The 23,759-nt window shown below is 71.1% G+C and carries 17 protein-coding genes; 15 read left to right on the top strand and 2 right to left on the bottom strand.

Annotation, left to right across the window (positions count from 1 at the left end; translation table 11 throughout):
* The first annotated feature begins 146 nt into the window (after positions 1 to 146).
* The 10 genes from NS354_RS00870 to NS354_RS00825 all read left to right on the top strand — a co-directional run bounded on the left by NS354_RS00870 (position 147) and on the right by NS354_RS00825 (position 15,625).
* Positions 147 to 1,616: a purine-cytosine permease family protein gene (locus tag NS354_RS00870; protein WP_058592740.1), complete on the top strand. Its 1,470-nt coding sequence runs from the start codon at positions 147 to 149 to the stop codon at positions 1,614 to 1,616.
* Between the two features lie 4 nt (positions 1,617 to 1,620).
* Positions 1,621 to 2,535 carry a 1,4-dihydroxy-2-naphthoyl-CoA synthase gene (locus tag NS354_RS00865; RefSeq protein WP_010155178.1) on the top strand — a complete coding sequence of 305 codons (915 nt, stop codon included), beginning with the start codon at positions 1,621 to 1,623 and terminating at the stop codon, positions 2,533 to 2,535.
* Positions 2,536 to 2,729: 194 nt separating this feature from the next.
* Complete coding sequence (locus NS354_RS00860) at positions 2,730 to 3,992, top strand: AMP-binding protein (RefSeq protein ID WP_241490285.1); 1,263 nt, start codon at positions 2,730 to 2,732, stop codon at positions 3,990 to 3,992.
* Positions 3,989 to 4,945, top strand: a complete 957-nt coding sequence (locus NS354_RS00855) for a 1,4-dihydroxy-2-naphthoate polyprenyltransferase (protein WP_058592738.1) — start codon at positions 3,989 to 3,991, stop codon at positions 4,943 to 4,945. The genes NS354_RS00860 and NS354_RS00855 overlap by 4 nt, the downstream gene beginning before the upstream one ends.
* Before the next feature lie 401 nt (positions 4,946 to 5,346).
* Positions 5,347 to 8,496 (top strand): SdrD B-like domain-containing protein, encoded by a 3,150-nt coding sequence (locus NS354_RS00850; protein WP_153002062.1) that lies wholly within the window; start codon positions 5,347 to 5,349, stop codon positions 8,494 to 8,496.
* 110 nt (positions 8,497 to 8,606) lie between these two features.
* Positions 8,607 to 10,082, top strand: coding sequence for a SpaH/EbpB family LPXTG-anchored major pilin (locus tag NS354_RS00845; RefSeq protein WP_082677834.1), 1,476 nt, complete (start codon positions 8,607 to 8,609; stop codon positions 10,080 to 10,082).
* A 149-nt stretch (positions 10,083 to 10,231) separates the two neighbouring features.
* Positions 10,232 to 10,573 (top strand): hypothetical protein, encoded by a 342-nt coding sequence (locus NS354_RS00840; protein WP_058592735.1) that lies wholly within the window; start codon positions 10,232 to 10,234, stop codon positions 10,571 to 10,573.
* On the top strand, positions 10,573 to 11,460 hold the full coding sequence (locus NS354_RS00835) for a class C sortase (protein WP_058592734.1): 888 nt from the start codon (positions 10,573 to 10,575) through the stop codon (positions 11,458 to 11,460). Before NS354_RS00840 ends, NS354_RS00835 begins: the two co-directional genes overlap by 1 nt.
* Before the next feature lie 272 nt (positions 11,461 to 11,732).
* Positions 11,733 to 13,799: an ABC transporter ATP-binding protein gene (locus NS354_RS00830; RefSeq protein ID WP_241490284.1), complete on the top strand. Its 2,067-nt coding sequence runs from the start codon at positions 11,733 to 11,735 to the stop codon at positions 13,797 to 13,799.
* The gene (locus tag NS354_RS00825; RefSeq protein ID WP_058592732.1) at positions 13,796 to 15,625 is read left to right on the top strand and encodes an ABC transporter ATP-binding protein; all 1,830 of its coding nucleotides are present in this window, start codon (positions 13,796 to 13,798) and stop codon (positions 15,623 to 15,625) included. The genes NS354_RS00830 and NS354_RS00825 overlap by 4 nt, the downstream gene beginning before the upstream one ends.
* 239 nt (positions 15,626 to 15,864) lie before the next feature.
* Here NS354_RS00825 and NS354_RS00820 read toward each other — a convergent pair whose 3' ends face one another.
* The gene (locus NS354_RS00820) at positions 15,865 to 16,317 is read right to left on the bottom strand and encodes a DUF4229 domain-containing protein (protein ID WP_082677833.1); all 453 of its coding nucleotides are present in this window, start codon (positions 16,315 to 16,317) and stop codon (positions 15,865 to 15,867) included.
* Between the two features lie 96 nt (positions 16,318 to 16,413).
* Here NS354_RS00820 and NS354_RS13735 point away from each other — a divergent pair, with 96 nt between their 5' ends.
* From NS354_RS13735 to NS354_RS00805, 3 genes are all read left to right on the top strand, one after another.
* Positions 16,414 to 17,139, top strand: coding sequence for a PLD nuclease N-terminal domain-containing protein (locus NS354_RS13735; protein ID WP_241490283.1), 726 nt, complete (start codon positions 16,414 to 16,416; stop codon positions 17,137 to 17,139).
* Entirely contained in the window at positions 17,136 to 18,953 is a 1,818-nt protein-coding gene (menD, locus tag NS354_RS00810; RefSeq protein ID WP_241490282.1) for a 2-succinyl-5-enolpyruvyl-6-hydroxy-3-cyclohexene-1-carboxylic-acid synthase, read from the top strand. Before NS354_RS13735 ends, menD begins: the two co-directional genes overlap by 4 nt.
* Positions 18,954 to 19,050: 97 nt before the next feature.
* The gene (locus NS354_RS00805; protein WP_058592730.1) at positions 19,051 to 19,923 is read left to right on the top strand and encodes a PPK2 family polyphosphate kinase; all 873 of its coding nucleotides are present in this window, start codon (positions 19,051 to 19,053) and stop codon (positions 19,921 to 19,923) included.
* A gap of 29 nt (positions 19,924 to 19,952) precedes the next feature.
* Here NS354_RS00805 and NS354_RS00800 read toward each other — a convergent pair whose 3' ends face one another.
* On the bottom strand, positions 19,953 to 21,320 hold the full coding sequence (locus tag NS354_RS00800) for an isochorismate synthase (protein ID WP_058592729.1): 1,368 nt from the start codon (positions 21,318 to 21,320) through the stop codon (positions 19,953 to 19,955).
* A 108-nt stretch (positions 21,321 to 21,428) separates the two neighbouring features.
* Here NS354_RS00800 and NS354_RS00795 point away from each other — a divergent pair, with 108 nt between their 5' ends.
* Both NS354_RS00795 and NS354_RS00790 read left to right on the top strand, forming a co-directional pair.
* Positions 21,429 to 22,640, top strand: coding sequence for a class I SAM-dependent methyltransferase (locus tag NS354_RS00795; protein ID WP_241490281.1), 1,212 nt, complete (start codon positions 21,429 to 21,431; stop codon positions 22,638 to 22,640).
* A gap of 41 nt (positions 22,641 to 22,681) precedes the next feature.
* Complete coding sequence (locus tag NS354_RS00790; protein ID WP_081473372.1) at positions 22,682 to 23,695, top strand: polyprenyl synthetase family protein; 1,014 nt, start codon at positions 22,682 to 22,684, stop codon at positions 23,693 to 23,695.
* Positions 23,696 to 23,759 lie beyond the last annotated feature (64 nt).

The raw sequence follows: 23,759 nt of genomic DNA, 5'->3' as shown, positions 1-23,759 counted from the left end.
GGCCGGCGCCCCGCACGGCCCCGATCCGACGTTTTGAGATCCCGGACACGCGCTGCGACCGCGCCCTCCGCCGAGCCGCGCACGGTGCATACGCTGGCCGAACCGCAGTACCCGCACCGATGCGACGACGAAACGAGACACGGACGATGCAGACCGACACTCCCGGCTCCGAGAGCCTCATGACTCGCGAGATCCGCACCATCGAGCGCGTTCCCGACGCGGAGCGCCATGGGCGGGTCGGCAACCAGTTCTCGCTCTGGTTCGGCGTGAACCTGCAGATCACCGCCATCGTCGACGGCGCGATCGCCATCACATTCGGCGCCGAGGCCATGGCGGCCATCGTCGGCCTGTTCATCGGCAACGTCATCGGCGGCATCACGATGGCGTTGCACTCGGCGCAGGGGCCGCGCCTCGGCCTGCCGCAGATGATCTCCAGCCGCGTGCAGTTCGGCGTCAAGGGGGCCGCGCTGCCGCTCGTGCTCACGATCCTCATGTACCTCGGGTTCCAGATGACGAGCGTCGTGCTCTGCGGGCAGGCCCTCAACCTCATCTTCGGCTGGAACGCCCCCGTCTGGGGCATGGTGCTGTTCGGGCTCATGACGACCTGCGTCGCCGTCGTCGGCTACCGGCTCATCCACATGATCGGCCGCATCGCATCCGTCGTCGGCCTCATCGGCTTCGGCTACGTCGCCATCCGCCTCTTCGCGGGGTACGACGTGCAGTCGGCCTTCGGCCAGGTCGACTTCACCTGGGCGTCGTTCATCCTCGCCATCGCGCTCGCCGCAGGCTGGCAGATGACCTTCGCGCCCTACGTCGCCGACTACTCGCGCTATCTGCCGCAGCGCACCTCGGTGCGGGCCACGTTCTGGAGCACCTTCCTCGGCTCCGTGATCGGCGCCCAGATCGCGATGACCCTCGGCGTGCTCATCGCCGGAGCCCTCGGAACCGATGCATTCCTCGCCAGCCAGGTCGGCAGCCTCGGCGAGATCGCCGGAGGCGGGCTCGTCGCGATCCTCATCTACGTCGTCATCGTCGTGAACAAGCTCTCGGTCAACTCCCTGAACGCGTACGGCGGCTTCATGTGCATCCTCACGATCATCACCGGATGGACCAGCCACCAGCGCGTGTCGCAGACCGTGCGCACCGGCATCATCGTCGGCTTCACCGTGTTCGCCACCGTCGTCGCACTCATCGCCAACGAGGTGGGGTTCCTCTCGGTGTTCAAGAACTTCGTGCTCGCGCTGCTCACCGTCTTCATCCCGTGGAGCGTGATCAACCTCGTCGACTACTACCTGATCTCGAAGGAGCGCGTCGACATCCCGGCCCTCTACGACGCCGGCGGGCCCTACCGCGCCTTCAACTGGGTCGCGATCACGAGCTACGGCATCGGCGTGCTGGCGCAGGTGCCCTTCATGAGTCAGGCGCTCTACACAGGCCCCGTCGCGCAGGCGCTCGGAGGCGCCGACCTTTCGTGGCTCGTCGCGATCGTGGTGACCTTCGCCGTGTACACCCCGTGGGCGCGCCGCACGCAGTACGTGCCCGACCGGCTCATCACGGAGCGTCCCGCGGATCCGCCCGGCGCGCCGGCCCCCTCCACGGGCCGCGCCCTAGGCTAGGGGCATGACGCAGCAGGTATCCGAGCTCTTCGACCCCGCCGAGTGGGAGGTCGCCCCCGGCGCCGACCGCTACACCGACATCACGTCGCACCTGAGCCGCGACGGGCGCATCGCGCGCGTCGCGTTCGACCGCCCCGAGGTGCGCAACGCGTTCCGGCCCCGCACCGTCGACGAGCTCGCCGACGCGCTCGAGCGCGCCCGGGTGAACCCCCGGGTCGGCGTCGTGCTGCTCACCGGCAACGGGCCGAGCCCCAAAGACGGCGGCTGGGCGTTCTGCTCGGGCGGCGATCAGCGCATCCGCGGCCGCGACGGCTACCAGTACTCCGATGACGAGACCGGGGTGGGGCCGGAGGCGGCGGCTCGGGCCGGGCGCCTGCACATCCTCGAAGTGCAGCGGTTGATCCGCTTCATGCCGAAGGTCGTCATCGCGCTCGTGCCCGGATGGGCGGCCGGCGGCGGCCACTCGCTCAACGTCGTCTGCGACCTCACCATCGCGAGCCGCGAGCACGCCAAGTTCAAGCAGACCGACGCCGACGTGGGATCGTTCGACGCCGGCTACGGCAGCGCCTACTTCGCGAAGCAGGTCGGCCAGAAGTTCGCGCGCGAGATCTTCTTCCTCGCCGAGGAGTACTCGGCAGACCGCGCTCGCGAGATCGGCGCCGTGAACGCGGTCGTGCCGCACGAGGAGCTCGAACGCACCGGCATCGCCTGGGCGCGCACGATCCTCGGCAAGTCGCCGACCGCGATCCGCATGCTCAAGTACGCGATGAACGCCGTCGACGACGGGATCGTCGGTCAGCAGCTCTTCGCCGGCGAGACGACGCGCCTCGCCTACGGCACGGACGAGGCGGTCGAGGGCCGCGACTCGTTCCTCGAGAAGCGCGACCCCGACTGGTCCCCGTACCCGTACTACTACTGAGCGGCGGGGCGGGCAGCGGGCGGCGGCGGTGCCGTCGTCCGCCGCCGTCCGCCGCCCGCCCGCCCCAAACCGGAGCGGGGTCACTTTCGGAGCGTGTTGCGGCGTCGCACCGCTCCGACACGCTCCGAAAGTGACCCCGCTCGCACGGGGGGGGGGCGGACCCCGAGCACGGCGACGCGGAGTACCCTGGTCGGGTGACTTCGCCCCACCGACTCCGCGCGATTCCGACCGAAGATCGAGCCTGGTTGACCGCCGCCCTCGCCGATGCGCTCCACGGCGGGGCGCCGGTGGTTCCGCTGGCGCCCGGGGTCGATGCCGACGAGGTCGCGGTGCTGCAGCAGCAGGAGCTGCCCGAGGGCACCGCCGTGGTGGTGCGCACGTCGGGATCGAGCGGTCGGCCGAAGGCGGTCGCGCTCTCGGCCGATGCGCTGCGTGCGAGCGCCGAGGCGACGGCCGAGCGGTTCGGCGGGCACGGCCAATGGCTGGTGGCGCTGCCGACGCAGCTCATCTCCGGCCTGCAGATGCTGGTGCGCAGCGAACTCGCGGGCACGCAGCCCGTGTTCTTCGACGGGCGGTTCGATGCCGCCGCGTTCCTCGATCGTGCAGAGGAGCTCGACGCCGAGCGGCGCTTCGTCTCGCTGGTGCCGGTGCAGTTCGCGCGCCTCGTCGATCTCGCCGAGCGGGATCGCGCCGCCGCCGACGCGCTGCGCCGCTTCGACGCGGTGCTGGTGGGCGGCCAGACGTTGAGCGTGTCGTTGCGCAGCCGGGCGCACGAGCTCGGGGTAGCCCTGAAGCGCAGCTACGGGATGACGGAGACGGCGGGCGGTTGCGTGTACGACGGCGTCGAGATCGGCGATACGCGCGTGCGCATCCGCGGTGGAGAGGTGCAACTGGCGGGTGCGTCGCTGGCGCTGGGATACGTCGGCGATCCCGAACTCACGGATCGGGTGTTCATCACCGAGACGGGCCGCGACGGGGCTCCGGTGCGCTGGTATCGCACGGGCGATTCGGGCGAGCTGCTCGGCGGCATGCTCACGGTGACGGGGCGTCTCGACCGGGTGATCGTCTCTGGCGGTGTCAATGTGTCGCTCGACGAGGTGGAGCGCGTCGTGCGCGAGCAGCCCGGCTGGGCGAGCGCGGTGGCGCTCGGCGCTCCGCACCACGAGTGGGGGGAGCGGGTGTCGCTCGTCGTCGATCTCGACCGGGGCGACGCGGGCGAGCGTCTCGCGTTCGACCGGGTGCGGGAGGTGCTGCGCGCGTCGCTCGGGCCGGCTGCGGTGCCGGAGTGGGTGACCGAGATGGACGAGGTGCCGCGGCTTGCGGGCGGCAAGCCCGATCACGCGGCGATCGGGGCGTGGATGGCCCGCTTGCGGTCGAGTTTCGATGAGGCGCGGCGCGCGGGTGCCGCGTCGGGGATGGGCGACGCGCGATCGCGTCGAGAGAAGGGTGAGTCGTGAATCAGGCGAGGGATCGACGGCGCTCGGGCAATCCGGCGGCACGGGCGGCTGCTGAGCGGCAGGCTGCGGCGGGTGCCGCGCCCCGCATCACGTGGCGCAACTGGGTGGGCGGTGCGCGCCTGCGCACGCTCCCGCTCGCCGTCGCCCCCGTCGCGGCGGGGAGCGGCATCGCGCACATGGTGCAGGGCTTCTCACTGACATTGAGCCTGCTGGCGCTCGCCGTCGCCGTGTTTCTGCAGATCGGGGTGAATTACGCGAACGACTACTCGGACGGGGTGCGGGGCACCGACGAGTTCCGGGTGGGCCCGGCTCGTCTCACCGGTTCGGGGCTGGTGAACCCGAAGCGGGTGCTCGCGCTCGCGCTCGTCTTCTTCGGGCTCGCCGCGGTGGCGGGCCTCGTCGCGGTCGTACTCAGCGGGCGCTGGTGGTTCCTCGCGCTCGGCGCGGTCGCGATCGTGGCGGCCTGGTTCTACACGGGGGGCAAGCGCCCCTACGGGTATGCGGGGCTGGGCGAGGTCGTGGTGTTCGTGTTCTTCGGGATCGTCGCGACGGTCGGCACGGTGTGGCTGCAGACGGACATCGAGGTGCAGGAGCCCTGGATCGCGGGCGCCGGGGTGGGGCTCTTCGCCGTCGCCGTGCTCGTGGTGAACAACCTGCGCGATATTCCGACGGATCGGCTGGCGGGCAAGCGCACGCTCGCGGTGCGCATCGGGGATCGGGCGTCGCGCATCCTCTACGTGGTGTGCGTGCTGCTGCCGTTCGCGGTGCCCGCGCTCTACGCGGTGGCTCAGCCCGGCATGATCCTCGTCTGGTTCGTGCTGCTCATCGCGATTCCCGCTTCGGTGATCACGCTGACCGCGAAGACCCCGCGAGAGCTGATTCTCGTGCTGCAGCTCACGAGCCTCGCGGCGCTGGCGTACGGCGTGCTGCTGGGCATCGCGTTCGCCTTCTGATCCGTCGAGCGGCCGCGGATCGGGCGCTCCCGCTCCGAGCGGGGCGCGGCGGTGGCGGCGCGCGATGCCACCGGCGGGATCCGGGCCGGGTCGGTGCGGAAAAGACATAGCCGCTCACACTGCAAAATGTCGACGATCAGTCACATAAGTGGTTTTGCATACTGATTTTCGGAGAACTGCTACCCAAGCACAGGGTGCTCACTACTTAAACCGCCCGAAACACCTCGAAGACCCCGTGACCCTTTGGGACCGTATGAACGGCACCTGAGGCGGGAGCCAGTGAAGGAATACCCGCCCGATGATCACCCTCGGGATCTACTGTGAAATCACTTCGAAGAACTGGCCGTCGCCTCCTCGCGGGGATGCTCGGGCTTGCGGTTGCGCTCGGCGGAGCCGTCGCATTGCAGGCTGCTCCCGCGCAAGCGGCCCCGCAGGGGGCGTTCCAGTCGGCCGCTCTCAGAATCACCGACGACGGCACGAGCAGTGCCCCGGGCGACGAGTCGAACACGGACGGCAAGGTCGCAGTGGGCGGTCGGGCGACCTTCAGCTGGGCGTTCGTGGTGAACGGGCTCAAAGACGCGCAGATCTCCCAGACGCTCCCCGAGGGGTGGACGTGGAACGAGAGCTCGCTCCGCACGGCGGGCATGATGAACCTCGACGGGGTGAACGGCTACACCTCGTCGTTCGCGCTCACCGACGACGGGCGCACCGTCACCGTGACGCTCTCGGGCAGCGGGCAGGCGTCCGACAGTCAGCTGATCGAGTTCAACTACCCCGCCGCGATGGTCTCGGGCACCAACGCCGATCTGCTCGGCTCGGTGTACGCGCCCGAGCTCACCGTGACCGATGCCGCCGGATCGCGCACCGTCGGAGCGACCGGCACCCCGAGCTCCCTCGAGGTCGTGGGGCTGTGGCAGGGCTCGCTGACCCGCGCCACGTTCGTCGGCGAGAACCAGGGCGTCACCACGTGCGACTTCGGCGACGGAGCCGAGCCCGCGTACTTCCACGGCTACTCCGTCTTCGTGCGCAAGTCAGCGAACCCCGACGGCACGTACTTCGACTGGAAGACGCCGGTGCGCATGACCGCCAGCTACGGGTTCACGCAGGGAGGCGTGACGCTCGACGATCTGAAGAACCAGGTCTCAGTGGTCTCGGCGAAGAACCGCTGGGACGCCTCGGGCGAGCCGACCGTCACGATCGAGAACCTCGACACATCGGCGCACACCTTCGACATCGTCATCGACGGGAGCCTCGACGAGCAGGTGACGGTGCGCATGCAGCAGTGCATCCCGCTGTCGGAGGTGCCCGACGTGAGCGCGGGCGAGCAGAAGATCCGGCTGAAGTACGACCTCGCCCCGGTCGATTGGACCACAGCGGACGGGCACCCGGTCGAGAACACGTCGCCCCCCGTCAGCGGCATCTTCGACTTCGCGTACGACAACGGCGACGCCTCGGTGGCCTCCGGCCCCGAGTCGGCCATCGTCGAGGCCGAGCGCATCGACACGGTGATCAACCCCACCCGCCTGTTCGTGTACCCGGGAACGCCGTATCGGCACCGGCTGAACTTCAAGCCCGCGTACACCAGCTCGATCGAGGGCGGCGTGGAGGTCACACCGACGTCGGGCGTCAACCTGTTCAGCTTCTGGGATCCGAGCGAGACGCAGCTCGTGGACCCGGAGACGATGACGGACGGGGCGGGCAACCGCCTCACCATGGGCGAAGACTACCTCGTCTACGTGACGACGGAGGATGGCAGCGAGGTGGCGAACGTCGGTGAGGCGCTCGACTACTCGTGGACCCGACTGGACGACTTCGCGGGCGACCTGGGCACGGTCTCGGGAGTGCGGTACGAGTACATCGCCAACGGTGGCGTGTGGGAGGGCGCCGGCTCCTCCGAGATCGCCGATTCGGATCTGCGGGCGTACCCGCTCTTCACGGTCGTTCGCGACGCCCCGAACCTCGCGGACGACAGCGAGGATACGGGCGACGTGCATCACCGCGCACTGTTCGCCGGCGATGTGCACGACGCCGAGGAGAGCCGGGTCGATGTGCTCGCCGTCGACCGTGTCGTGGTGCGCGGCGCCACCGGAACCATTCCGCAGCGGGGAGTGGTGCTGACGCAGGACGGCGAGGTGCAGCAGCCCGAGACGGTGTACGCGCTCGCCGGGCAGTCGGTGCGGTACACGCTCGAGCCGAAGGTCATCTTCACGAGCATCTACGGCAATCCCTCGAGCGCCGTCTACCGCGACATCGTGATTCCCAACGTGGTCGTCACCGACGTGCTTCCTGCGAACCTGCTTCCCTCGTCCCTCGACTTCTCGCGGTTGGACACCGAGAAGTGGAGCTACGAGATCGAGACGAACATCGACGACGCGGGCAGCACGCGGCTCACATTCCGCTATCTCGGCGACGCGAAGTACTACTCCGATCTCGAGCCGATCGAATTCGACGCGCGCACCTCCTCCGTCGCGCCCTCCGGCGGCGTCTTCGTCACGAAGGCCTCGATCCGCGCCGACACGCTCTTCCCGAGCGACTCCATCAAGGGCACGATGGACACGGAGTTCACGATGCACGCGTCGCAGCCGAACGTCGCCCTCGTCGAGAAGAGCTCCTCGACGCCGGTGATCGAGGGAGACGAGTCGGCGCAGTACACGGTGTCGTGGTTCAACTTCCTCTCGGTCACCCAGCAGGAGACGAAGTTCGTCGATGTGCTGCCGTACGACGGAGACGGCCGCGGCACCGATGTGACGGGACCGGTGGTGCTGCGCGACGCGACGATCGAAGCGGTCGACCCGTCGAACGTCGAGCTGCAGCTGACGACGGATCCGGCCGTGCGCTCGGCTCCGAGCGCCCCCGCCGACCAGGTCGCCTGGGTCGCCTACGACGCGGCCTCGAAACAGCAGATCGGCTCGGCGACCGCGCTTCGCATCCTGATCCACGACTTCACGCCCGGACCCGACAGCGTGGGTACGCTCCGGTACACGCTGGACCTGCCCGACGCCGAGAACGGCGAGCGAATCGACAACACGGTCTCCGGCGCGCTGATGAACGGCGAGACGCTCATCGGCGAGGGCGAGCCCGTCGAGGTCGCCGTGGTGCGGAGCGTCGTGGAGGGGCGCGTGTGGGACGACCGAGACGGGAACGGCCGCATCGATTCCGGCGAACCGTTCCTCGAGGGCGCCACGGTGACGGTCGCGGATGCGGCGGGGAAGACCGCCACCGCCACCACCGATGCCGACGGCGTCTACCGCGTCGGGCGCCTCGCCTCGGGCGAGTACGTCGTCTCGGTCGACGCGGAGTCGCTTCCGTCGTCGGACGGGCAGTGGGTGAACACGTTCACCGCCGCGGGAGGTAGCGACGGCGTCTCGGGTGCGATCGCGGTCGCCCCGGGCACGACCGTGAGCGACCAGGACTTCGGCTACCGCTCGATCGTTCCGGCGATGCCCGCGCTGCCCATGACCGGCGTGGGAACGCAACTCCTCGCGCTCCTGTTCGGCCTCGGAGGCGCGGCGGCGCTCGGCACCCTCCTCTGGCGACGCCGCATCGCCTAACCCGCGGGCCATCCACTCTTCGGCCCGTACGCGAGTCGGGCTGTCGCAGCAGGGCGCACCGTGCACCCTGCACCAGCCATTCGGCTGAACCAGTCGGCATTCACCAGCGAATGTCCTCATCGAGAAAAGGCAACAACATGTCAGTAAAGAAGTTGGGTCACCGCGCGAAGCGCGTCCTGACCGGCGTAGGCGCAGTGATGCTTGCTGTCGGAACGCTCGGCCTGGGCGGGAGCGCGGCGTCCGCAGTCGGTATCGGCAACATCGATCCGACGCAGACGGGATCGATTACGATCACGAAGCTCACGCAGCCGGATCAGGTCGGCGGGATCGCGGGAAGCGGCGCCATCGAGAGCCTCCCCGCCGGTTCGCTGCCTCTGGAGGGCGTCGAGTTCACCGTATCGCCCGTGGAGGGCGTCGACTTGACCACCCTCGAGGGGTGGCAGGACGTGCCCGAGATGACGGTCGACGAGGCGCGATCGCTGGGCCTCGGGGCCCCGCAGTCGCTGACGACCGCGGCCGATGGCACTGCGACGTTCGCGAACCTCCCGCTCGGGCTGTACCTGGTCGAGGAGACCGACTTCTCGTCGGCGAAGCAGAACGGCGAGGACGTGCAGATCACGAGCGCGTCGAAGCCGTACCTGGTCGCGGTGCCGTCGTACATCGAAGAGGCCTGGCACTACGACATCTTCTCGTACCCGAAGAACTCGACCTCGGAGATCAGCAAGACCGTGGACGAGTCGGAGGCGCTCGGCCTCGGCTCGCCGGTCGCATGGGACATCTCGGCCCAGGTGCCGAAGCTCGGAGCCGGTGATGTGCTCGAGGGCCTCCGCCTCACCGACGCGCTCGATCCTCGACTGGGGTACGTGTCGGTCTCCGACGTCGCCTACAACGGCACCGCCCTCGCCGCGAGCGACTACACCGCAGAGTTCATCGACGGAGAGGTCGTGGTCACGCTGACCGCCGCCGGTCTCGCACAGGTGCAGGGCGACGCTTCGGGGTACGCGCTGACGTTCTCCATCAACACCCGAGTCACGAGCCTGGGAGACGACGGCATCGTCAAGAACAGTGTCTCGGCGTTCATCAACGTCAACGGTCAGGAGAACCCGATCACGTCCAAGGAGGACACGACCGAGTGGGGCGCCCTCCGCATCGTCAAGTCGGATGAGGCGAACGGGCAGGCGCTGGCGGGCGCCGTGTTCGAGGTGTTCGCGAGCGAGGCCGACGCCGAGCAGGGCGCGAACCCGATCGCCGTCGACGGCGCGACGGAGTTCACCACCGGCGACGACGGCACCGTGCTGATCGCCGGCCTCCTGACCGATGCCGACACGCACTCCAAGACCTACTACGTCAAGGAGAAGGCGGCTCCGGCGGGCTACATCCTCTCCGACACCGTGCACGCCGTCGACGTCGTCACGGGCGGCATCGCCGCACCGGTCGACCTCAGCATCAGCAACACGGCATTCGCGTTCCCCAACCTGCCGATCACCGGCGGCGCGGGCACCGCGCTGTTCACCCTCGGCGGGCTCATCGTGCTCGCCGGTGCCACCACGCTGATCCTGCGGCACCGCCGCAAGATCGGCGCGTAACTCCAGAGCACGCGCACCGAGCGCGTGCCGCGCAGTCCATCGCCGTGCCCGGGACGCCCCGTGAAGACGCATCTTCATCGGGCGGGCCGGGCACGGCGTGCTGCACGCAGTGCGCCCAGAAGGCGCGATCGATTCGCAGGGGAGCCGGAATGCTCGATTCGAGAGAGACGCACGCCGCGAGCGCGCACATCCGCGGCGCCCGCCGCCCCCGCGGCGCCGCACCGACGCGGTGGCCGGTCTCCTGCGCAGTGGCCGCGTTCGCGGTGGCGGCCTGCGCGGTGCTCGCCTGCGCGGTGGCGCTCGTGCTCATCACCGGTGACGCCGCACTGGCCGCGGCGGCGCCGCCGGCCGCGGCGCCCGCCCCCGCCGTGGAGGTGGAGCCGACCACGGGGCACACCCCCCTCGCCGCATACGTCTTCACCGTCGTGGGCGGCGCGTTCGTGTGCGGGGCCGTGCTGCTCTGGTGGTTGCTGCGGCGGAGAGGCGAGTGATGGCACGTGCCGGCGGTCGGCGCTCCGAGACCCGACTCAGGCTGAGCGTGTCGCTCATGCTGCTGCTCGGAGCCCTCCTGCTGCTGTACCCCCAGACCGCGAACTGGTTCTCGCAGGCGAACAAGTCCGAGCTCACCGATGAGTACGCGGAGGAGTTCGCCGGGGATGCCGCAGCCGAGTACCAGGCCGAGCTCAGCCGGGCTCGCGAGTACAACGACGCGCTCGAGACGGGCGCCGCATACGACCCGTTCACCATGGGAGTCGCCGATCTGCAGTCGCCGCAGTACCGGGAGTACCTCGACGAGCTCTCCGACGGCCACCGGGGCGTCATGGCCCGGGTGCGCATCCCCGAGATCGGGGTCAAGCTCCCCATCTTCCACGGCACCACCGATTCGACGCTGATGCGCGGGGCGGGCCATCTCTTCGGTACGGCGCTGCCCGTGGGCGGCGCCGGCACCCACAGCGTGATCACCGGCCACTCGGGGCTCGCAGACGCGGTACTGTTCACCGACCTCGGCAAGCTGCGCGCGGGCGACGCCATATACATCGACGTCTACGGCGAGACGCTGATGTACCGGGTGACGGACTCCGAGAAGGTGCGCCCGCACGAGACCGAGTCACTGGCCTCGGTCGAGGGGGAGGACCTGCTGACGCTCGTCACGTGCACGCCCGTCGGGATCAACTCGCACCGCCTGCTGGTGCACGCGGAGCGGGTGTTCCCCCTGCCGCCGAACATCGACCCCGCCGAGGCCCCTGACGCACCGGGCTTCCCATGGTGGATCGTGTGGTCGTCGCTCGTCGTGCTCGCGAGCGCGGGCTACGTCGCGAACGGGGCGATGCGGGATCGCCGCGCGAGAACGGCGAGTGCGGCTGCGGCGACCGCCTGATGCTCGGAGAACGCGTCCTTGTGCGCGAGCGCGCCGCCTGGATAAGCTGAACCCCGGAAACCCTGAACCCGGAGAGGAGCGCCCCATGGCAATCATCGGCACGTCATCGGCATCGCGACTCCCCGGCGCCCTGCAGCCGGGCAAGTAGCCGTCGCGGCCCGATCGCGGGCCGCCGCCCTCCCAGCTGCAGAACTCAGCACTCCATCTTCCCGCGCCCCGCGCCGCCCACCTCTCGGGCAGCCGCTTCCGGGCGCCGACGCACGTCAGGCATCATGAATCACACCGCCGCTTCCCCGGGCTCCGCGAACGACCCAGCGAACGACCCCGCAAATGGCCCCGCGCACAACGCCGCCGAGCGCACCCCCGCCGCGCCCGTCAGCACCGTGCGGGCGCTCGCGCGACTCCTCCCCTTCGCCCGGCCAGCGCTCCCCAGGCTGATCACGGGCCTGTTCCTCGGCCTCGGGGCAGCCGTCGCCAGCCTCATCATCCCGCTTGTGCTCGAGTGGGCGGTCGACGGACCCATCGCGTCCGGCGACCGCGCCCGCATCTTCTGGGCGACCCTCGGCGTGCTGCTGCTCGGCGTGCTCGAGGCGCTGCTCGTGTTCCTGCGTCGGCGCATGGTGCTCGCGCCGTCGGCGGCGATCGAGTACGCGGTGCGGCAGTCGTTCTTCGAGCGTCTGCAGCGCCTGCCGGTCGCCTTCCACGACCGGTGGCAGTCGGGCCAGCTGCTCAGCCGCATGATGCAGGACATCAGCTCGATCCGCCGCTGGTTGGCGTTCGGCCTGATCCTGCTCGTCGTGAACCTGCTCACGATCGTGATCGGCATGGCTCTGCTCTTCCGCTGGCACTGGGCGCTCGGCGTCGCCTTCATCGTGTGCTCGCTGCCGATCTGGATCGTCGGTTACCGCTTCGAGCAGCGCTACGGCGTGCTGTCGCGGCGCAGCCAGGATCAGACGGGCGACCTCGCGACAGCGGTGGAGGAGAGCGTGCACGGTATTCGCGTGCTCAAGGCGTTCGGCCGCGGCGGCCATGCGCTCTCGCAGTTCACCCGCAGCGCCGAGACGCTGCGCGAGACCGAGATGCGGAAGGCGCGAGAGGTCGGCGGGCTCTGGTTCTGGTACGAGCTCGTGCCGATCCTCGCGATGGGGGCGTGCTTCATCACGGGCGTCTGGCTCGCGGCGCACGACCTGCTCTCGACGGGGGAGCTCGTCGCGTTCTTCGCGATGGCGGCGGCGCTGCGCTGGCCGATGGGGTCGCTCGGGTTCCTCGTCTCGTTCCTGATCGACACCCGCACGGCGACCGACCGCGTCTTCGAGGTGTTCGACGCCGAGCAGACCGTGCGCGAGCCGCAGCATCCGCAGACGATCGAGCACGGCAGCGGAGCGCTCGAATTCCGGGGCGTGCGCTTCCGATACCCCGACGCCCGTCCCGACGAGACCGACCTCATCGACGGCCTCGACCTCGCGCTGCGGCCGGGTGAGACGCTCGCGATCGTCGGAGCCACCGGAAGCGGCAAGACGACGCTGACCACGCTGCCGACCCGGCTGTTCGACGTGACCGGCGGGGCGATCGTGCTCGACGGCGTCGATGTGCGCGCTCTCGCGCTCGGAGACCTGCGCCGCCGGATCGGCGTGGCGTTCGAGGAGCCGATCCTGTTCTCGGCCTCGGTGCGCGAGAACGTGCTGCTGGGGCGGGAGGATCTCGATCCGAACGGCCCCGACGCCGACCGCGTGCTGCGCGACTCGCTGGCCGTCGCCCAGGCCGGGTTCGTCTTCGACCTGCCGCAGGGCGTCGACACCGAGGTGGGGGAGGAGGGGTTCAGCCTCTCGGGAGGCCAGCGCCAGCGACTCGCCCTCGCCCGCGTGGTGGCGGCCGCGCCCGACGTGCTGGTGCTCGACGACCCGCTCTCGGCGCTCGACGTCGACACGGAGGCGCTCGTGGAGGCGGCGCTGCGCCGCGTGCTCGTGGGTACGACGGCGCTCGTCGTCGCGCACCGGCCGTCGACCGTCGCGCTCGCCGACCGCGTGGCGGTGCTGCGCGACGGACGCATCGACGCGATCGGCACCCATTCCGAGCTGCTGCGCGCGAGTGCCCACTACCGGCACCTGATCGCGGGGATCGAGCGCGACGCGCTCGCCGATGCCGGCGACGGGGATGCCGCGGATGGCATCGCCGCAGAGACGACGGCAGGCGGCTCAGCCGCAGAGACGACGGCAGGCGGCTCAGCCGCGGAGACGACGGCAGGCGGCTCAGCCGCGGAGACGACGGCAGGCGGCTCAGCCGCGGAGACGACGGCAGTCGGCCCAGCCGCAGAGAAGTCCGAGGAGGTGCGACCGTGAGCCCCGAGAGCGTGCACGGCACGAGCGGCGAGGACCGCAACGTCTACACGCGCGAGGAGAGCCGAGCGATTCGGCGGCGCTCGCTGCGGCTGCTCGGCTCGATCCTGCGCCCCCTGCGTCGGCTCATCGCGCTGACCGCGGCGGTCGTGATCGTGTCGTCGGTGATGCGCGCGATCGGCCCCTCGCTGATCGCGTACGGCATCGACGTCGCACTGCCGGCCGCGCTCGACCGCGGCGACTGGCTCCCCGCAGCCGGCGTGACCGCGGCGTTCGTGCTCACCGGCGGCCTGGGGTCGCTGCTGGTCGGCTGGTACGTGGTGCTCATCGCCCGGCTCACGCAGGCGGTGATGCTCGAGCTGCGCACCCGCATCTTCCGCCATACGCAGCGGCTCAGCCTCGAATTCCACGAGGGGTATACGTCGGGTCGCATCATCTCGCGCCAGACGAGCGACCTGGAATCGATCCAGGAGCTGCTCGACGGGAGCCTCAACGAACTGGTCGACGCGGTGCTGATCGGCGCGTTCACGCTCATCATGCTGTTCCTGCTCGACTGGAGGAGCGGCCTGATCCTGCTGTTCATGGGCGTTCCGCTCGCGATCCTCATGCGCTGGTTCGTGGTGGAGTCGCAGAAGGGGTTCCGCTCGACGCGCGTCGTGAGCGCGCGCCTGATCGTGCAGTTCGTGGAGACGATGACGGGCATCCGCGCGGTGCAGGCGTTCCGTCGCGAGCGCCGAGGCGACGCCGACTTCAGCGCGATCTCGGACGAGTACCGCAGCGCGAACCTGCGCGTGCTGCGCCTCTTCGGCGTGCTCGACCCCGGGCTGATCCTGCTCGCGAACGTGACGGTGGCCGCGGTGCTGCTCTGGGGTGCGCTGCGGGTGAGCGCCGGCGAGCTCGCGATCGGCGTGCTCATCGCCGCGGTGCTCTATGTGCGCAACTTCTTCGGCCCGCTCGAAGACGTCGCCATGTTCCTCAACTCGTACCAGTCGGCGACGGCCGCGCTCGAGAAGGTCTCGGGCGTGCTCGAGGAGGAGCCGACGGTGCAGGATCCCGCGGACCCCGTCCGTCTCGAGCGCCCGCGCGGCGCGCTCACGTTCGACCACGTCAGCTTCGCGTACGGAACCGCCGGTGCGGGGGCGCGCACCGTGATCGACGACTGCGATCTCGAGCTGCCCGCGGGCCAGACGGTGGCGCTCGTCGGAACGACGGGTGCGGGCAAGTCGACGCTCGCGAAGCTGCTCGCGAGGTTCTACGATCCGACGGAGGGCGCCGTGCGGCTCGACGGGGTCGACCTGCGCCGGCTCGACTCCGCCGATCTGCGCCGCGCGATCGTCATGGTGACGCAGGAGGCGTACCTCTTCAGCGGCACCGTCGCCGAGAACATCGCGCTCGGGCGGCCCGATGCGACCGCTTCGGAGATTCGAGCGGCCGCGCGAGCGGTGGGTGCGGAGGAGTTCATCGAGTCGCTCCCCGACGGCTTCGAGACGGACGTGAACAAGCGCGGCGGGCGGGTATCTGCGGGGCAGCGCCAGCTGATCTCGTTCGCGCGCGCGTTCCTCGCCGACCCCACCGTGCTCATCCTCGACGAGGCGACCGCGTCGCTCGACCTGCCGAGCGAGCGCCTCGTGCAGAGCGCGCTGCAGCGCCTGCTCGCGGATCGCACGGCCATCATCATCGCGCACCGCCTCTCGACGGTCGCGATCGCGGACCGGGTGCTGGTGATGGAGCACGGCCGCGTGGTGGAGGACGGCTCTCCCGAGGAGTTGGTCACCCTCGGCGGCCGGTACGCGCAGCTCTACCGCAGCTGGGAGTCGACGCAGGTGTGATGGGGTTTCTGACGCTCGGGGCTCCCGCGGCACCGGCACCGGCACCGCTTTCTGCGCCGGTTTCTGCGCCGCTTCGGTGAGGGATTCGGCTTCGGTGAGGCGAACTCGCCTGAGAAGGTCTTACCGAAGCCGAACCCCTTACCGAAGCCGAATCCCTCACCGAAGCCGAATCTCTCACCGAAGCGAGGGCCGGCATCCGGCAGGCATGCGGAGAGCCGCGCAGAACGTGCCGCGTAGGGCTACGAGTCGGCGGGGCCCCGGTTCGTCGCGGAGGGAGAGCGGGTCTCCTCAGCGGGCGCGGGGGCCTGCGGTGCGCCCAGCCCCGGGGTGTGCGACGCATCAGTCTGCCCGGGGCGCGAGGCGTCGGTCGTACCGTTCGTCTCGCCCGCGACCGGATCGATAGCGCCGGGTACTGCGCCCGGTGCGGCTCCGGCGGCGCGCGCCTCCACGGCCTCGTCCTCGACGATGTCGTCGGCGGTGCGTCGGCGGTTGCGCCACTCGTAGATGCTCTCGGACGCGGTGGAGCGCGTGCGCGCCAGGAAGATCACGGAGAGCGCGACGCCGATCAGCGCCGCGAACACGGCGGCGACCCAGGGCGTGAGGCCGATGGCGTAGAGCACCGCGAACGGCACTGCGAAGAACAGCAGGCGCAGCACGATGTACACGATCCAAGCGGTGCGGGGGTTGCTCACCCGCACGAGTGTACCGGCGGCACCTGGGGCGCGGCTCCGTGCAAGCCCCAGGGATTCACGAGTGCTTGCGGGTACGATTGGGGTATGGTGCGGTTCGTGATAATCGGAGTCGTCATCGCCGTGGCACTGACGCTGTACGCGCTGGTCGACGCCGCGATGACCGACGGATCGCGTGCGCGCGGGGTGAACAAGCCGGTGTGGATCGTGATCATCGCGGTGCTGCCCGTGATCGGAGCGCTGCTCTGGTTCTTCATCGGCAAGGGGTCCGCCGCCGCGCAGACGGCACGACGGATCGCTCCGGATGACGACCCGCGCTTCTCGGGTACGCGGCTCTCGAGCTCGGACCTCGACGCGCACATGCGCGACCTCGAGGATCGCCTGCGCGAACTCGACGACGAGACGTTCCCGGGCGAGGAGCGCGCCGGGCGACGCGACTCCGCGGCTCCCGCCGGTGCCGGTGCCGACGCCGGCTCGGTGCTCGACGAGTCGAGTTCCGAATCCTCGGCCTCGGGGCTCGATGCCGGTGCCGTCTCTGCGGGCCCGGAAGACACGTTGAGCACCGGCGGGGAGGGCGCATCGCGGTCGCCTCGGGGCGACGGGGCGGATGGTGCAACGGACGCGCCCGCGGCGGCCTCTGATACGGGCGCCCGCGGCGGAGGCGCACCCACCGGCGACATCGGCGCGGACGGCGACGCCCGCGAGAGCACTGCGGACGCCGGCGCGGACGCCGCCGATGCGGACGCGCGGCAGCAGGAGCGCCGCCAGCCCCGCGGAGCTGCGGAGGGGCCCGGAACGCGTTCCGACGGCGACCCGAAGCCGTGAGCGCGGCGCAGCCCGAAGCCGTGAGCGCGGCGCAGCCCGCAGCCGCATCGGTCTTCGCAGTCGAGCTGCTCGCCGAGTTGGTGCGCCGCGGCGTGCGCGACGTCGTGGTGTGCCCGGGGTCGCGGTCGCAGGCCCTCGCCCTCGCCGCGGCCGCCGCGCAGAATGTCGATGCGCTGCGCGTCCACGTGAAGCTCGATGAGCGCACCGCAGGGTACTTCGCGCTCGGCGTTGCACGTGAAACGGGCGTTCCGGCGCCCGTGATCGTGACGAGCGGAACGGCGGTCGCGAACCTCATGCCGGCGGTGCTCGAAGCGCATGAGGCGCGGGTGCCGATGCTGCTGCTCACCGCCGACCGTCCCGAGGAGCTCCGCGGAATCCGCAGCAACCAGGCGACGCGTCAGGCGGGTCTGTTCGGGCAGGCCGCCCGGTGGTCGGTGGACGTGCCCGCACCTGAATTCGCGGGCGGCGACCTCGTGCGCGATGGGCTGCGCGATCCGGCGTCGCTCGCCGCTCGGGGGCTCGCGGCGGCGCTCGGCGCGTTCGGCGGCGGCCCTGCCGGGCCGGTGCAGCTGAACCTCTCGTTCCGCGATCCGCTCTCGGGTGCTGCGGGATTCGAGCGGATGATCGCGGAGGGGTTCGCGGCGGCGGCCGCTGAGGCTGCGGAGCGGGGGCGCGAGGCGAACGCATCGGCGGAGCGACCTGACGCGCAGCCGCACCCGGACGACAGCTACGTGCACTCGGGCGACAGCCTCGCCGTCGTGATCGCGGGTGCGGGTGCCGGATCGGAGGCCGAGGAGTTCGCGCGGGCCGCCGGCCTGCCGCTGCTCGCCGAGGTCGTGAGCGGTGCTCGGTTCGGGCGCGAAGCGATCGCCGGCTACGCGACCCTGATCGACGATCCGCAGATCGGCGGCCTCGCCGAGCGGGCGATCGTGTTCGGGCACCCGACCCTGACCCGCCAGATCCCCCGGCTGCTGCGCCGCGACGATGTCGATGTGGTCGTCGTCGATCCGCATCATGCCTCGGGTGCCGAGTACGTCGATCCGAGCCGGGATGCCCGCGTCGTGTCTGCGGCGCGGGTCGCTCCGGATCACGATCCGCGGGCGCTGCGCCGCTGGCTCGGGGCGTGGGTGGTGGCCGATCGTGCGCTGCAGCGCGAGCGCACGACAGTGCACGAGCCCGACCTCGCAGCCGCGCTGGCCCCGGGGTACAAGGAGCGCAACGCCTACGCCCGTTCCGAGGTGGCGACGATGCGCGAGCCGGTCTCGCGGGAGCTGCTCGTCGAGAGCGTCTGGCGGGGCACGTGGCCGCACGACCGCCTGGTGATCGCGGCGTCCCGGCTCGTGCGGGTGCTCGATGCGCTGGCTCCCGCCCGCCGGGTGAGTGTGCACGCGAATCGCGGGCTCGCGGGCATCGACGGCACGGTGGCGACGGCGCTCGGCATCGCGGTGACGAGTCAGGACGCGGAGGATCCGGCGCGCGCGGCGGGGACGACCCGCGTGCTCATCGGCGATCTCGCGCTGCTGCACGATGCGGGATCGCTGCTGCTGCTGGAGGGCGAGCGCCGCCCGCGCCTGCAGCTGTTCGTGGCGAACGACGGCGGCGGCACCATCTTCGACGGTCTGGAGGTCGCGGGCACCGCGGATCCCGACGCGTTCGCGCGCGTCATGCGGACGCCGCAGCGCGCCGACGTCGGTGCGCTCGCTGCGGCGTACCGGTGGGAGTACCGCCGCGTGGAGACGCGCAGCGAACTGGAGCGGCTGCTCACCGAACCGGTCGCCGGGCCGATGATCGTCGAGGTTCCGCTGACCGGCTGAGGTGCCGGGTGCCCCCGAGCGCGGCTCGTGGCGGCGCGCTCGTGCGCGGGCGCCGCGCCCCCGTACAGTGGGAGGCGACGCAACATGAGGAGGCACCATGACGCAGGCGTTCTGGACCGATGAGGTGGGCGAGCTGCTGCGCGTGCGCCCCGGCTTCCGGCTCAGCGAGGTCGATCCGTCGGCGACGCCCGGCACCGAGGCGCGGAAGCACGCCGGCCTTGCGGAGCTGGAACGCGCCGCTCAGGAGCTGCGCGTGCTGCAGGAGAAGCTGTTCGCCCAGAGCCGTCTCGGGGCGAAGGATCGGCTGCTCGTCGTGCTGCAGGCGATGGATGCCGCGGGCAAGGGCGGCATCGTGAACCACGTCTTCGGGCAGACCGAGCCGTACGGCCTCGCGCTGACCGCATTCAAAGCGCCGACCGAGGAGGAGCGCGCGCACGACTTCCTGTGGCGCGTGGAGCGCCGGGTGCCCGAGCCGGGAGTCATCGGGGTCTTCGATCGCTCGCACTACGAAGACGTGCTCATTCAGAAGGTGCGCGGCTTCGCCCCGCCCGAGGAGATCGAGCGCAGGTACCGTGCGATCAACGATTTCGAGGCGAGGATCACCGCAGACGGCGTGCGCGTCGTGAAGATCATGCTGCACATCTCGCCCGAGGAGCAGGCGGAGCGACTGCTCTCACGGCTCGACGACCCCGAGAAGCACTGGAAGTACAACCCGGGAGACGTCGACGAGCGCCTCCACTGGCCCGCCTACATGGACGCCTTCCAGACGGCGATCGAGCGCACGCACTCCGAGACGGCGCCGTGGTTCGTGGTGCCGGCGAACGCGAAGTGGTACGCCCGCGCGGCCGTGCAGCGCATCGTGATCTCGGAGCTCGCGGGGCTCAGCCCGCACTGGCCGCGCCCCGACTTCGACGTCGCCGCCGAGCGGCAGCGGGTGGTCGATTCCCTCGACCTGCGCTGGCCCGCGTAGCGGGCGGCCGCTCGACCGGCAGCGGGTGCTCAGGCGGCGAACGCCTCGGTGATGGGGCGGAACTTCGACACCGTCTCGCCGAGTTCGTGAGTCGGATCCGAGCCGGCGACGATGCCGCCGCCGGCGCTCGCCACGATCGACCGCGCCCCCGTCTCCGCGTCGGGCTCGCCGAGCTGCGCGCAGCGCAGGGCGATCACCCATTCCCCGTCGCCGTCTGCGTCGATCCACCCGACCGCGCCGGAGTACCGGCCGCGGTCGAACGGTTCGAGTTCGGCGATCGCCGCGACCGCTGCCGCGGTCGGGGTGCCCGCGACGGCTGCGGTCGGATGCAGGGCGCCGACGAGTTCGATCGACGAGCTCCGCTCGCCGAGCGCGGCTCCGAGGTCGGTGGCGAGATGCCACACGTTGGGCAGTCGCAGCGGGAAGGGCTCGTCACTGGTGCGCAGCTCGCGCACGTGCGGAGAGAGCGCCGTGACGACGCTCTGCACGGCGAAGGCGTGCTCGTGCTGCTCCTTCGCGCTCGTGAGGAGTTCGTCGCGGGCGCGCGCATCGCGAGTCGCGTCCTCCGGGTGCCGCCCGCGGGTTCCTGCGAGCACCCGTGCCGAGACGGCGCCGTTCGTCGAGCGGATCAGGGTCTCCGGGCTCGCCCCGATGAGGCCGTCGACGGCGAACGTCCAGCAGTCGAGATAGTGCTCGGCGAGCCTCGTGAGGGGCACCCGCAGGTCGGAGCCGCCGGGCAGCCGTCCGTCGAGCTGCCGCGCGATGACGATCTTCTCGAACGCGCCGCGTTCGATGCGTTCGCCCGCCTCGCGCACGCCGGCGAGGTACGCCGCCACCGAGTCGCCGCCGCCGTCGAGCTCGCGGTCGCGCAGCGCCGCCCCCTGCCACTCGCCCGGCTCGGCGGCGGCGGGCACCGCGGAGCGGGCGGTCTCGGCCGCGAGCGTCGGAACGCGGACGTCTCCGGGCAGCACCGCACGCTCCGCAGCCTCGTCGGCCGCTCCGACCTCACCGGACCCCGACGTCTCGACGACCTCGGTGATCCACGCGCGGCCGCGATGGCGGGCGACCAGCACGCGCGGCACGATGAGTACGCTCTCTGCGGCGCTGCCATCGGCGAACGCGAACGACCCGAGGGCGACCAGCCCGGAGCCGGGCATGCCGACGGGGTCGTCGACGGTCGCGGCCGCGGCGATCCGGCGCCACGCCTCGGCGGCATCCGAGAAGCGTCTCGGCCCGGTGAAGGTGAGGCGCAGCACCTCGCCGATGCCGACGCAGCCCCGATCGCCGCGCGTCCAGATCAGCGGCGCGCTCGGGTCGGCCAGGGCGAGGAGGTCGGGAGCCTGCTCCAGGGGCCGGGTCGTCGCGCGCAGGCGGGGCGCCGGGGGAGTGCTCGTCACAGGGCCAATCTACTCCTCCAGCCTGGGCGCGCCCCGCCCGGGCGGCCTCGTGAACGCCGCAGGCCGCGCCCCAGGAGGCGCATAGCCGTTCGAGATACGATGGTGAGCGTGACCCGACCCGATACCGCGACCAAGCACGCCGCAGACGTCTCAGCAATGTTCGATGAGGTCTCGCCGCGATACGACCTGATCAACGACGTGCTCACCGTCGGCAACGACCGGTTGTGGCGCGTCGCGACGACGAAGGCGATCGCTCCGCGCAAGGGCATGCGCGTGCTCGACCTCGCGGCGGGCACCGGCACCTCGTCGGCCGCGATCGCCGCGCACGGCGCCCACGTCGTCGCCGCGGACTTCTCCGAGGGCATGCTCGCCGAGGGGCGCAAGCGCCACGCGGGCAACGATCTCATCGAGTTCCAGTGGGCCGATGCGACGCAGCTGCCGTTCGCCGACGACTCCTTCGACGCGGCGACCATCTCGTACGGGCTGCGCAACGTCAACGATCCGAAGGCGGCGCTGCGCGAGATGCGCCGCGTGGTGAAGCCCGGCGGTCGCGTCGTGATCGCCGAGTTCTCGACCCCGCCCTCCGCGCTCGTGCGGGGGCCGTACGCGTTCTACGGCCGCCACGTGCTGCCGCGCATCGCGGGCGCCATCAATCGCGATGCCGCAGCCGCGTACCGCTACCTGAACGAATCGATCGAGGCGTGGCCCGATCAGGCCGAGCTCGCCGCGTGGATGCGGGAGGCCGGATTCGAACGCGTCGTCTACCGCAACCTGACCTTCGGCATCGTCGCGCTGCATCGCGGCTTCGTGCCGCGCGAGGCGCCGCAGGCCGCGGCGGCGAAGCAGCCGGCCGACGCGAAGCCGGCACCTGCGAAACCCGCTGCGCCGAAGCCCGCACCGAAGAAGCCCGCTGCGCCGAAGCCCGCCGCTGCGAAGCCGGCACCGAAGCAATCGACGCCGAAGCCGGCCGCTGCGGAGCCCGCCGCTGCGAAGCCGGCAGCGCCGAAGAAGCCCGCCGACGCGAAGCCGGCACCGAAGAAGCCGGCCGCTGCGAAGCCGGCAGCCGCGAAGCCCGCTGCGAAGCCGGCACCGGAGAAGCCCGTCGCCGCGAAGCCCGCTGCGTCGAAGTCGGCACCGAAGAAGCCCGCAGCCGCGAAGCCCGCAGCCGCGAAGCCCGCTGCCGCGAAGCCCGCTGCCGCGAAGCCCGCTGCCGCGAAGCCCGCTGCGAAGCCGGCGCCGAAGAAGTCCGCCGCCGCGCCCCAGCAGCCCGCCGCCGAGGCGCCGAACGAGACCACCCCTCGACCTGGAGACACCCCGTGAGTCGTCCCATCGCCGAAGACACGGCAACGCAGGCGCTCCCCATGCGCCTCTTCCGCGGAGCGGCCGATCGCCGGCACGCGAAGGAGATCCAGCAGCAGCTCGAGCTCGTCGAGTCCGAGCTGCTCGAGCATCTGCGCTTCGCCTCGCCGGTCGCCGACGCTCCCGCCCGCTACCTGATGGGTGCGGGGGGCAAGCGGATCCGGCCCCTGCTGACGCTGCTCACGAGCGAGCTCGGCACCGGCCCGAACGAGCTGGTGCGCCGGGCGGCGGAGGCCGTCGAGATGACGCACCTCGCCTCGTTGTACCACGACGACGTGATGGACGATGCCAAGCTGCGGCGCGGCGTCGACGCGGCCCAGACCGTCTGGTCGAACTCGGTCGCGATCCTCGCCGGGGACCTGCTCTTCGCCCGCGCGTCCTCGCTGGTGTCGGGCATGGGCGAGGAGGCGATTCTGCTGCAGGCGCGCACCTTCGAACGACTGTGCCTGGGTCAGCTGCACGAGACGGTCGGCGCGCAGCCGGGCGACGACCCGAAGGCGCACTACATCCAGGTGCTCGCCGACAAGACCGGCGCACTCATCTCGACCGCGGCGCGCATGGGCGTGATGTTCGGCAACGCTCCCGCCGAGTTCGCCGACCCCGTGACGGAGTACGGGGAGCGCATCGGCGTGGCCTTCCAGCTCATCGACGACGTCATCGACCTCTCGCCGAAGAAGGAGCAGACCGGCAAGCGGGCCGGCACCGATCTGCGCGCCGGCGTGGTGACGCTGCCGTACCTGCTGCTGCAGGATCGCGCCGCCTCCGGCGACGCCGACGACGCCGCGCTGCTCGCACGCATCGAGGCGGGCGTCGCCGAGATTCGCGGGGGCGCCGATCCGTCGCTGCTCGATCCCGAGGTGCAGGCGCTGCAGACGCACCCCGTCACCCGCGAGACCGAGGCGACCGCCCACCGCTGGGCGGAGGACGCGGTGCGCGCCCTCGACCCGCTGCCGAAGTCGTCGGTGAAGCGCGCACTCGAGCGCATGGCCGACTCCATCGTCAACCGCGAAGGCTGACGCGCGGCGCCGAGCGCCGCGGCACGACACCACCCACTCGCGAATCCCCGCGGATGACACCGTC

The organism is Leucobacter chromiiresistens (assembly GCF_001477055.1).
Classification (GTDB): domain Bacteria; phylum Actinomycetota; class Actinomycetes; order Actinomycetales; family Microbacteriaceae; genus Leucobacter; species Leucobacter chromiiresistens_A.
This window is presented reverse-complemented; position numbering and strand designations above follow the sequence as displayed.

What these genes read in the sequence shown, in the direction of transcription:
- NS354_RS00870 (WP_058592740.1), top strand. Translation starts at nt 147, where the DNA reads ATGCAGACCGACACTCCCGGCTCCGAGAGCCTCATGACTCGCGAGATC.
- NS354_RS00865 (WP_010155178.1), top strand. Translation starts at nt 1,621, where the DNA reads ATGACGCAGCAGGTATCCGAGCTCTTCGACCCCGCCGAGTGGGAGGTC.
- NS354_RS00845 (WP_082677834.1), top strand. Translation starts at nt 8,607, where the DNA reads ATGTCCTCATCGAGAAAAGGCAACAACATGTCAGTAAAGAAGTTGGGT.
- NS354_RS00840 (WP_058592735.1), top strand. Translation starts at nt 10,232, where the DNA reads ATGCTCGATTCGAGAGAGACGCACGCCGCGAGCGCGCACATCCGCGGC.
- NS354_RS00835 (WP_058592734.1), top strand. Translation starts at nt 10,573, where the DNA reads ATGGCACGTGCCGGCGGTCGGCGCTCCGAGACCCGACTCAGGCTGAGC.
- NS354_RS00830 (WP_241490284.1), top strand. Translation starts at nt 11,733, where the DNA reads ATGAATCACACCGCCGCTTCCCCGGGCTCCGCGAACGACCCAGCGAAC.
- NS354_RS00805 (WP_058592730.1), top strand. Translation starts at nt 19,051, where the DNA reads ATGACGCAGGCGTTCTGGACCGATGAGGTGGGCGAGCTGCTGCGCGTG.
- NS354_RS00790 (WP_081473372.1), top strand. Translation starts at nt 22,682, where the DNA reads ATGCGCCTCTTCCGCGGAGCGGCCGATCGCCGGCACGCGAAGGAGATC.